Origin of the sequence: Ideonella sp. (assembly GCF_041914305.1) — a bacterium.
Lineage (GTDB): Bacteria > Pseudomonadota > Gammaproteobacteria > Burkholderiales > Burkholderiaceae_C > Ideonella.
In genome coordinates this window covers 19,260-27,948 of the sequence record NZ_JAYSDQ010000033.1, presented here as the reverse complement: position 1 = coordinate 27,948, position 8,689 = coordinate 19,260, and the positions used below count along the sequence as shown (strand labels likewise).

The following is an 8,689-nucleotide window of genomic DNA, read 5'->3' as shown; positions in this document are numbered from 1 at the left end:
GACGATCAGGCCGATGCCGAGGATGAAGCCGAAGTCGCCGACCCGGTTGACCAGGAAGGCCTTCATGTTGGCGAAGATCGCGGTCGGCTTCTTGTACCAGAAGCCGATCAGCAGGTACGACACCAGGCCCACCGCTTCCCAGCCGAAGAACAGCTGCAGGAAGTTGTTGCTCATGACCAGCATGAGCATCGAGAAGGTGAACAGCGAGATGTACGAGAAGAAGCGCTGGTAGCCCGGGTCTTCCTCCATGTAGCCGATGGTGTAGATGTGCACCATCAGCGACACGAAGGTCACCACGCACATCATCATCGCGGTCAGGCCGTCGATGAGGAAGCCGACCTCCATCTTCAGGCCGCCGAGGTTCATCCACTCGTAAACGGTGGCGTTGTAGCGGGCGTCTTCGAGCGCCACCGCCTTCAGCACCATCGCCGAGACGATGAAGGCGATCAGCACGCCGAGGATGGTGATCAGGTGCGCGCCGCGACGGCCCACTGCCTTGCCGAACAGACCGGCGATCACGGAGCCGGCCAGCGGGGCCAGCGGCACCGTCAGGAGCAGGTTCTGGGAGAGTTGTGCAGACATGTTCTTCTTGGGGCGTTGGGTGCGCCGTCAGCCCTTGAGGGAGTCCAGCTCGTCCACGGCGATGGTGGCCCGGTTGCGGAACAGCACGACGAGGATCGCCAGGCCGATCGCCGATTCGGCGGCAGCCACGGTGAGGATGAAGAACACGAACACCTGGCCGTCCATGTCGCCCAGGTAGTGGGAGAAGGCGACGAAGTTCATGTTGACGGCCAGCAGCATCAGCTCGATCGCCATCAGCAGCACGATCAGGTTGCGCCGGTTCATGAAGATGCCAACCACCGACAGGGCGAACAGGATGCCGCCGAGCGAGAGGTAGTGGCCAAGGGTGATGCCGGTGGCGGTCATGCCTTGCCTCCTTCGGGCGTGGCGGCTGCGGCCGGCTTCTCGATCACCGCGTCCATCTTGACGAGGCGAACGCGGTCGGCCTTCTTCGCCCGAACCTGTTCGGACGGATCCTGGTAGCGGCTGTCCTTGCGCTTGCGCAGCGTCAGCGCGATCGCCGAGATGATCGCCACCAGCAGCAGCACGGCGGCAACCTGCAGCGGGTACAGGTACTGCGTGTAGACGACCTTGCCGAGCGCCCGGGTGTTACCCAGCTTGGCCAGGTCCTCAGGCAGCGGCGCTGCATCGGTCAGGCGGAACCCACCCTTGAGCACCAGCGCCATCTCGAGCGCGATCAACACGCCGATGAAGGCGGCCAACGGGAAGTGCGTCCAGAACCCCTCTCGCAGACTGTCGGTGTTGATGTCCAGCATCATCACCACAAAGAGGAACAGCACCATCACCGCGCCAACGTAGACGAGCACCAGCGCGATCGCCAGGAACTCGGCCTTCAGCAGCATCCACACGCAGGCGGCATTGAAGAAGGCCAGCACCAGGAACAGCGCGGAATGCACCGTGCTGCGGGCGGTGATGACCCGGAAGGCCGACACCAGCAGCACGGCCGAAAACAGGTAGAACAAAGCGGAGGTCGTATTCATGGTTGTCTCGCGAGAAGCCGCCGGTCAGCGGTACTTCGCGTCGGCCTCCTTGTTGGCGGCGATCTCTTTTTCATAGCGGTCGCCGACGGCCAGCAGCATGTCCTTCGTGAAGTACAGGTCGCCGCGCTTTTCGCCGTGGTATTCGAAGATGTGGGTCTCGACGATCGAGTCGACCGGGCAGCTTTCTTCGCAGAAGCCGCAGAAGATGCACTTGGTCAGGTCGATGTCGTAGCGGGTCGTGCGGCGCGAGCCGTCGGCCCGCACGTCGGACTCGATCGTGATCGCCATGGCCGGGCACACGGCCTCGCACAGCTTGCAGGCGATGCAGCGCTCTTCGCCGTTGTCATAGCGGCGCAGCGCATGCAGGCCACGAAAGCGCGGCGACAGCGGCGTTTTTTCCTCCGGGAACTGCACCGTGATGGTGGGCGACAGGAAGTGGCGGCCGGTGAGCATCAGCCCCTTCCACAGCTCCGTCAGCAGGAAGCTGGAGAAAAGGTCTTTGAGGGAAGCGACGGTAGACATAGCTTGTGCGACCTCGCCTTAGGGCCAGATGTTGAACGGTGACTGGATCCACAGACCCACGACGACCAGCCACACCAGCGTGACGGGGATGAAGATCTTCCAGCCCAGACGCATGATCTGGTCGTAGCGGAAGCGGGGGAACGTGGCGCGCACCCACAGGAACATCGTGACGACCACGAAGACCTTGATGGCCAGCCAGATCCAGCCGGGAATGAAGCTCAGGAAAGCGAACGGGCTCAGCCAGCCGCCCAGGAACATCAACACGCACAGTGTCGACACCAGGATCATGTTGGCGTACTCGGCGAGGAAGAACATCGCGAACGCCATGCCCGAGTACTCGATCATGTGGCCGGCCACGATTTCCGACTCGCCTTCGACCACGTCGAACGGGTGGCGATTGGTTTCAGCCAGGCCCGAGATGAAGTAGACGACGAAGATCGGCAGCAGCGGCAGCCAGTTCCACGACAGCACGCCCAGGCCCATGTCGGCCATGCGGCCCTTGCCCTGCCCCATCACGATGTCGGTCATGTTCAGGCTGCCCGACACCATCAGCACGACGACCAGCGCGAAGCCCATTGCGATCTCGTACGAGACCATCTGGGCCGACGCGCGCAGCGCACCGAGGAACGCGTACTTCGAGTTCGAGGCCCAGCCGGCGATGATCACGCCGTAGACCTCCATCGAAGTGATCGCCATCAGGAACAGCAAGCCGGCATTGACGTCGGCCAGCGCGACCTCGGGGCCGAACGGCACCACCGCCCAGGCGGCCAGCGCCGGCATGATGGTCATCACCGGGCCGAGGAAGAACAAGCCCTTGTTCGCCGCGGTCGGGCGGATGATCTCCTTGAAGACCAGCTTGACCGCATCGGCAATCGGCGTCAGCAGGCCGAACGGGCCGACACGGTTCGGGCCCGGGCGGATCTGCGACCAGCCGATGGCCTTGCGCTCCCACAGCGTCAGGTAGGCCACGCAACCCATCAGCGGGGCGACGACGACGACGATCTTGATCAGCGACCAGACTACCGGCCACAGCACGCCGCCCATCAGCGCCAGGCCGGCTTGATTGAAGCTATCGATCATGAGGATTCCTGCGTCCTGCTCGGGCCTCAGGCCACTTCCACGGTGATGGGGCCGAACATCGCACCCAGCGAGGCGGTGTCGGCATGCCCGGCGGGCACACGCACCACGTTCGCGGCGAGGGTGTTGTCCAGGTAGGCCGGCAGCACCGCGCTGGCGGTGCCTTGGGACACGCGCACCTTGGCGCCGTCCTGCAAGCCCAGCTGGGCCCACAGCGCTTGCGGCAAGCGGGCCACCGGTGCCCTGGCATCGGCGGTCAGTTGCAGCGACACGGCACGGCGCACCAGGCTGTCGGTGGCGTAGATCGGCACGTCGGCCAGGCGCTGCAAGCCTTGCACCGGCGCCGGCGGCTGCATGCCCACCTTGGTGACGTTCGACAGGCGTTGCGCCAGCGTGCCGGCATCACCCAGCGCTTCGGCGCGAACTTCTTCGACCGACTCCTGGCTGAAGCCTTGCAAGCCCAACAGGTTGCCGAGCACGCGCAGCACCTTCCAGGCCGGGCGGCTGTCGCCCATGGCGCGCACGACGCCATGGAAGCTCTGCAGGCGGCCTTCGGCGTTCACGAAGCTGCCACCGGTTTCGGTGAACGGCGCGATCGGCAGCAGCACGTCGGCGTTGTCGACGGCGGCGTCCTTGAAGGCGGTCAGTGCAACCAAGAGGCCAGACCCTTGCAGCGCAGCGCGCGCCGCCGCGGCATCGGCCGCGTCGAGCGTAGGCTCGACGTTCAGCAGCAGCAGGCCCTTCATCGGCCGGGTCAGCATCTGGCCGGCGTTCAAGCCGCCGTTGGCCGGTTGCGCACCGACGAGCTGGGCGCCGACGCGGTTGCCGCCATCGGTCAGGAAGCCGACGGTGGCACCGGTCTGCTCACCGATCCAGTTGGCCAGCGCCAGCAGCGTCGAGGCTTGCGGGTGCTGCGCAGCCGCGTTGCCCAGCAGGATGGCCTTGCGCTCGCCGGACAGCAGGGCATTGGCCACCACCTCGGCTTGCGGCGACACCATGGCCTGCACCGGCGCGGCGATGCCACGCGCATTGGCAATGTAGCCGGCCACGTCGGCCAAGGCCTGGGCCCAGTAACCCGGGGCCGCCGTCAGCTGCGCGGCGACGGGCATGGCCCAATCGTCGTGCGAGGCGTTCAGGCTCAGCACCTTGGCGCCATGGCGCGCGGCCTGGCGAATACGCTGCGCGAACAGCGGATGGTCCTTGCGCAGGAACGAGCCGACGACGAAGACGCGGTCGAGCTTGGTCAGCGCTGCGATCGGCATGCCCAGCCACTGGGCGCCCTCGCCCACCGTGAAGTCGGCGTGGCGCAGGCGGTGGTCGATGTTGTCGCTGCCCAGGCCGCGCACCAGCTTGGCCAGCAGGTGCAGCTCTTCGACCGTGCTGCCGACGCTGCCGAGCGCGCCGATCGATTCGGCGCCGAACTCGACCTTCACGCGCTTCAGGCCATCAGCCACGTAGCCGAGTGCGGTGTTCCAGTCCACCGCCTGCCACTGGCCGCCCTGCTTGATCATCGGCTGGGTCAGCCGCTGCGGGCTGTTGACAGCCTCGTAGCTGAAGCGATCGCGGTCGGCGATCCAGCATTCGTTGACGTCTTCGTTTTCGAGCGGAACGACACGCATCACTTGGTGGTTCTTGACCTGAACAATCAGGTTCGCGCCGGTCGAATCGTGCGGGCTGACGCTCTTGCGGCGCGACAGCTCCCAGGTGCGGGCCGAGTAGCGGAAAGGCTTGCTGGTGAGCGCACCGACCGGGCAGATGTCGATCATGTTGCCCGACAGCTCGGAATCGACCGTCTCGCCGACCACCGTGGTGATCTCGGAATGCTCGCCGCGGTGGATCATGCCCAGCTCCATCACGCCGGCCACCTCTTGGCCGAAGCGCACGCAGCGGGTGCAGTGGATGCAGCGCGTCATCTCTTCCATCGAGATCAGCGGGCCGACGTCCTTGTGGAACACGACGCGCTTTTCTTCCTGGTAGCGGGACGACGAGCCACCGTAGCCGACGGCCAGATCCTGCAGCTGGCACTCGCCGCCCTGGTCGCAGATGGGGCAGTCCAGCGGGTGATTGATGAGCAGGAACTCCATCACCGACTGCTGGGCCTTGAGCGCCTTGTCGCTCTTGGTGCGAACGATCATGCCCTGCGTGACGGGCGTGGCGCAGGCCGGCATCGGCTTGGGCGCCTTCTCCACCTCGACCAAGCACATGCGGCAGTTGGCCGCGATCGAGAGCTTCTTGTGGTAGCAGAAGTGCGGGATGTAGGTGCCCGCGGCGTCGGCCGCATGCATCACCATGCTGCCTTCGATGACGCTGACCTTCTTGCCGTCGAGTTCGATTTCAACCATGTTGTTTCGTCGTCAGGCCGTGGCGGTGGCGTGAGCGTGGGCGTGCTGGCGTGCACCCCCACCGACCATGCAGGTCTTGTGCTCGACGTGGTAAGCAAACTCGTCGCGGAAGTGCTTGAGCATGCCGCGCACCGGCATCGCCGCTGCGTCGCCCAGCGCGCAGATCGTGCGGCCCATGATGTTCTCGGCCACGTTGTCGAGCAGGGCCAGGTCGTCGGCGCGGCCTTCGCCGTGCTCGATGCGGTTGACCACGCGCCACAACCAGCCGGTGCCTTCGCGGCACGGCGTGCACTGGCCGCAGGATTCGTGCATGTAGAAGTACGACAGGCGCAGCAGGCTGTTCACCATGCAGCGGGTGTCGTCCATCACGATGACCGCGCCCGAGCCCAGCATCGAGCCGGCCTTGGCGATGGAGTCATAGTCCATCGTGCAGTCCATCATCACGTGGGCCGGCAGCACCGGGGCAGACGAGCCGCCCGGGATCACCGCCTTCAGCTTCTTGCCGCCCTTCACGCCACCGGCGAGCTCGAGCAGCTTCGAGAACGGCGTGCCCATCGGGATCTCGTAATTGCCTGGGCGCTCGACGTCGCCGACCATCGAGAAGATCTTGGTGCCGCCGTTGTTCGGCTTGCCGCATTCGAGGTAGGCCTGGCCGCCGTTGCGGATGATCCAGGGCACCGCCGCGAAGGTCTCGGTGTTGTTGATCGTGGTCGGCTTGCCATACAGGCCGAAGCTGGCCGGGAACGGCGGCTTGAAGCGGGGCTGGCCCTTCTTGCCTTCGAGCGATTCGAGCAGCGCGGTTTCTTCGCCGCAGATGTAGGCGCCGAAGCCGTGGAAGGCATGCAGCTGGAAGCTGAAGTTGCTGCCCAGGATCTTGTCGCCCAGCAGGCCCGCGGCACGGGCTTCTTCCAATGCCGCCTCGAAGCGCTCGTAAGTGCCGAAGATCTCGCCGTGGATGTAGTTGTAGCCCACCGAGATGCCCATCGCGTAGGCGGCGATGGCCATGCCTTCGATCACGATGTGCGGGTTGTACTGCAGGATGTCGCGGTCCTTGCAGGTGCCCGGTTCGCCTTCGTCGGAGTTGCAGACGAGGTACTTCTGGCCCGGGAACGCGCGCGGCATGAAGCTCCACTTCAGGCCGGTCGGGAAGCCCGCGCCGCCACGGCCGCGCAAGCCCGAGCCCTTGACCTCGGCGATCACCTGGTCGGGCGTCATCGCCTCGCCGCCGTCAAGGCCCAGCACCTTGCGCAGGGCCTGGTAGCCACCGCGGGCCTGGTAGTCGGCCAGGCGCCAGTTCTTGCCGTCCAGGCCGGCGTAGATCTGGGCGCCGATGTGGCGATCGTGGAAACAGGTTTCGAGGCCGCTGGCCTGGAAGCGCGAGAGATCGAGAGCCATGGCGTCAGGCGGCCTTTCCAGCTTCAGCGCGAATCAGCGCGACCAGCTCGTCGAGCTTCTCGGGCTGCATGTAGCTCAGCATCTGCCGGTCGTTGACCAGCATCACCGGGGCATCGGCGCAGGCACCCAGGCACTCGCACTTGGCGACCGTGAACAGGCCATCGGCCGTGGTGCCGCCGTCTTCGACACCCAGCTTGCTGCACAGGTGTTCGAGCGCGGTCTGCCCGTTGCGCAGCTGGCAAGGCAGGTTGGTGCAGACGTTCAGCTTGTACTTGCCGACCGGCTGCTGGTTGTACATGTTGTAGAACGTGGTCACCTCGTGCACGGCGATCGGCGCCATGCCCAGGTATGCGGCGATCTCGGCCTCGGCCTGCATCGACACCCAACCTTGTTCCTGCTGGACGATCGACAGGCAGGCCATCACCGCCGACTGCTTCTGGTCGGCGGGGTACTTGGCGACTTCCTTCGCGAAACGCTCCAGCGTTGCCGCTGGCAGAGGCGTCGCGGGCGCCTTGGTGGGTTCACTCAAGCTCATCGATCGATCTCGCCAAACACGATGTCCATGGTGCCGATGACCGCGACGGCGTCGGCGATCATGTGGCCGCGCGCCATCTCGTCCAGCGCCGCCAGGTGCGGGAAGCCGGGGGCACGGATCTTCAGGCGGTAGGGCTTGTTGGCACCATCGCTGACCAAGTAGATGCCGAACTCGCCCTTCGGGTGTTCCACCGCCGCGTAGGCTTCGCCTTCGGGCACGTGGAAGCCTTCGGTGAAGAGCTTGAAGTGGTGGATCAGCTCTTCCATGCTGGACTTCATGTCCACACGCGAAGGCGGCGCCACCTTGTGGTTGTCGGTGATGACCGGGCCGGGGTTCTTGCGCAGCCAGTCGACGCACTGCTTGATGATGCGGTTGGACTGGCGCAGCTCTTCGATGCGGACCAGGTAGCGGTCGTAGGTGTCGCCGTTGACGCCGACGGGCACGTCGAAGTCCATGTTGGCGTAGACCTCGTAGGGCTGCGTCTTGCGCAGGTCCCATGCGATGCCGGAGCCACGCAGCATCGGGCCACTGAAGCCGAGGTTCAACGCACGCTCGGGCGACACGACGCCGATGCCGACGGTGCGCTGCTTCCAGATGCGGTTGTCGGTCAGCAGCGTCTCGTAGTCGTCGACGTTCTTCGGGAAGCGCGCGCAGAAGTCGTCGATGAAGTCGAGCAGCGAACCCTGGCGGTTCTCGTTCAGCTTGCTGATCGCGCGCTCGTTCTTGATCTTGCTGACCTTGTACTGCGGCATCGCGTCCGGCAGGTCGCGGTAGACACCACCTGGGCGATAGTAGGCCGCGTGCATGCGCGCGCCCGACACCGCTTCGTACATGTCGAACAGATCTTCCCGCTCGCGGAAGCAGTAGATCAGGATGTTCATCGCGCCGCAGTCGAGACCGTGCGCACCGAGCCACAGCAGGTGGTTCAGCAGCCGGGTGATCTCGTCGAACATCACGCGGATGTACTGCGCGCGCAGCGGCACCTCGATGCCGAGCAGCTTCTCGATCGCCAGGCAGTACGCATGCTCGTTGGACATCATCGACACGTAGTCGAGGCGGTCCATGTAGGGCAGCGACTGGATGAAGGTCTTGCTCTCAGCCAGCTTCTCGGTCGCGCGGTGCAGCAGGCCGATGTGCGGGTCGGCGCGCTGGATGACTTCGCCGTCCAGTTCGAGCACCAGGCGCAGCACGCCGTGCGCGGCCGGGTGCTGCGGACCGAAGTTCAGCGTGTAGTTCTTGATTTCAGCCATGGTTGC

At 65.2% G+C, this 8,689-nt stretch carries 9 protein-coding genes; all 9 read right to left on the bottom strand.

Annotation, left to right across the window (positions count from 1 at the left end; translation table 11 throughout):
• Positions 1-582 (bottom strand): proton-conducting transporter membrane subunit (locus ACE3SG_RS28335; RefSeq protein WP_374569619.1); only part of this gene is annotated, 582 nt, incomplete at its 3' end.
• A gap of 27 nt (positions 583-609) precedes the next feature.
• Positions 610-927, bottom strand: coding sequence for an NADH-quinone oxidoreductase subunit NuoK (gene nuoK, locus ACE3SG_RS28330; protein WP_329721384.1), 318 nt, complete (start codon positions 925-927; stop codon positions 610-612).
• Entirely contained in the window at positions 924-1,562 is a 639-nt protein-coding gene (locus tag ACE3SG_RS28325; protein ID WP_374569618.1) for an NADH-quinone oxidoreductase subunit J, read from the bottom strand. Before ACE3SG_RS28325 ends, nuoK begins: the two co-directional genes overlap by 4 nt.
• A gap of 24 nt (positions 1,563-1,586) precedes the next feature.
• Positions 1,587-2,084 (bottom strand): NADH-quinone oxidoreductase subunit NuoI, encoded by a 498-nt coding sequence (gene nuoI, locus ACE3SG_RS28320; protein ID WP_374569617.1) that lies wholly within the window; start codon positions 2,082-2,084, stop codon positions 1,587-1,589.
• Positions 2,085-2,102: 18 nt separating this feature from the next.
• Positions 2,103-3,164 (bottom strand): NADH-quinone oxidoreductase subunit NuoH, encoded by a 1,062-nt coding sequence (nuoH, locus tag ACE3SG_RS28315; protein ID WP_374569616.1) that lies wholly within the window; start codon positions 3,162-3,164, stop codon positions 2,103-2,105.
• A gap of 26 nt (positions 3,165-3,190) precedes the next feature.
• Entirely contained in the window at positions 3,191-5,503 is a 2,313-nt protein-coding gene (gene nuoG / locus ACE3SG_RS28310; RefSeq protein WP_374569615.1) for an NADH-quinone oxidoreductase subunit NuoG, read from the bottom strand.
• A gap of 12 nt (positions 5,504-5,515) precedes the next feature.
• A complete protein-coding gene (nuoF, locus tag ACE3SG_RS28305) occupies positions 5,516-6,898 on the bottom strand; it encodes an NADH-quinone oxidoreductase subunit NuoF (protein WP_374569614.1) in 1,383 nt (460 codons plus the stop codon).
• Between the two features lie 4 nt (positions 6,899-6,902).
• A complete protein-coding gene (gene nuoE, locus ACE3SG_RS28300) occupies positions 6,903-7,433 on the bottom strand; it encodes an NADH-quinone oxidoreductase subunit NuoE (RefSeq protein ID WP_374569613.1) in 531 nt (176 codons plus the stop codon).
• On the bottom strand, positions 7,430-8,683 hold the full coding sequence (locus ACE3SG_RS28295; RefSeq protein WP_374569612.1) for an NADH-quinone oxidoreductase subunit D: 1,254 nt from the start codon (positions 8,681-8,683) through the stop codon (positions 7,430-7,432). Before ACE3SG_RS28295 ends, nuoE begins: the two co-directional genes overlap by 4 nt.
• Between the last annotated feature and the right edge of the window lie 6 nt (positions 8,684-8,689).

Excerpts from the sequence above, each read along its gene's own strand:
- nuoK (WP_329721384.1), bottom strand. The coding sequence starts at position 927 with ATGACCGCCACCGGCATCACCCTTGGCCACTACCTCTCGCTCGGCGGC.
- ACE3SG_RS28325 (WP_374569618.1), bottom strand. The coding sequence starts at position 1,562 with ATGAATACGACCTCCGCTTTGTTCTACCTGTTTTCGGCCGTGCTGCTG.
- nuoI (WP_374569617.1), bottom strand. The coding sequence starts at position 2,084 with ATGTCTACCGTCGCTTCCCTCAAAGACCTTTTCTCCAGCTTCCTGCTG.
- nuoH (WP_374569616.1), bottom strand. The coding sequence starts at position 3,164 with ATGATCGATAGCTTCAATCAAGCCGGCCTGGCGCTGATGGGCGGCGTG.
- nuoG (WP_374569615.1), bottom strand. The coding sequence starts at position 5,503 with ATGGTTGAAATCGAACTCGACGGCAAGAAGGTCAGCGTCATCGAAGGC.
- nuoF (WP_374569614.1), bottom strand. The coding sequence starts at position 6,898 with ATGGCTCTCGATCTCTCGCGCTTCCAGGCCAGCGGCCTCGAAACCTGT.
- nuoE (WP_374569613.1), bottom strand. The coding sequence starts at position 7,433 with ATGAGCTTGAGTGAACCCACCAAGGCGCCCGCGACGCCTCTGCCAGCG.
- ACE3SG_RS28295 (WP_374569612.1), bottom strand. The coding sequence starts at position 8,683 with ATGGCTGAAATCAAGAACTACACGCTGAACTTCGGTCCGCAGCACCCG.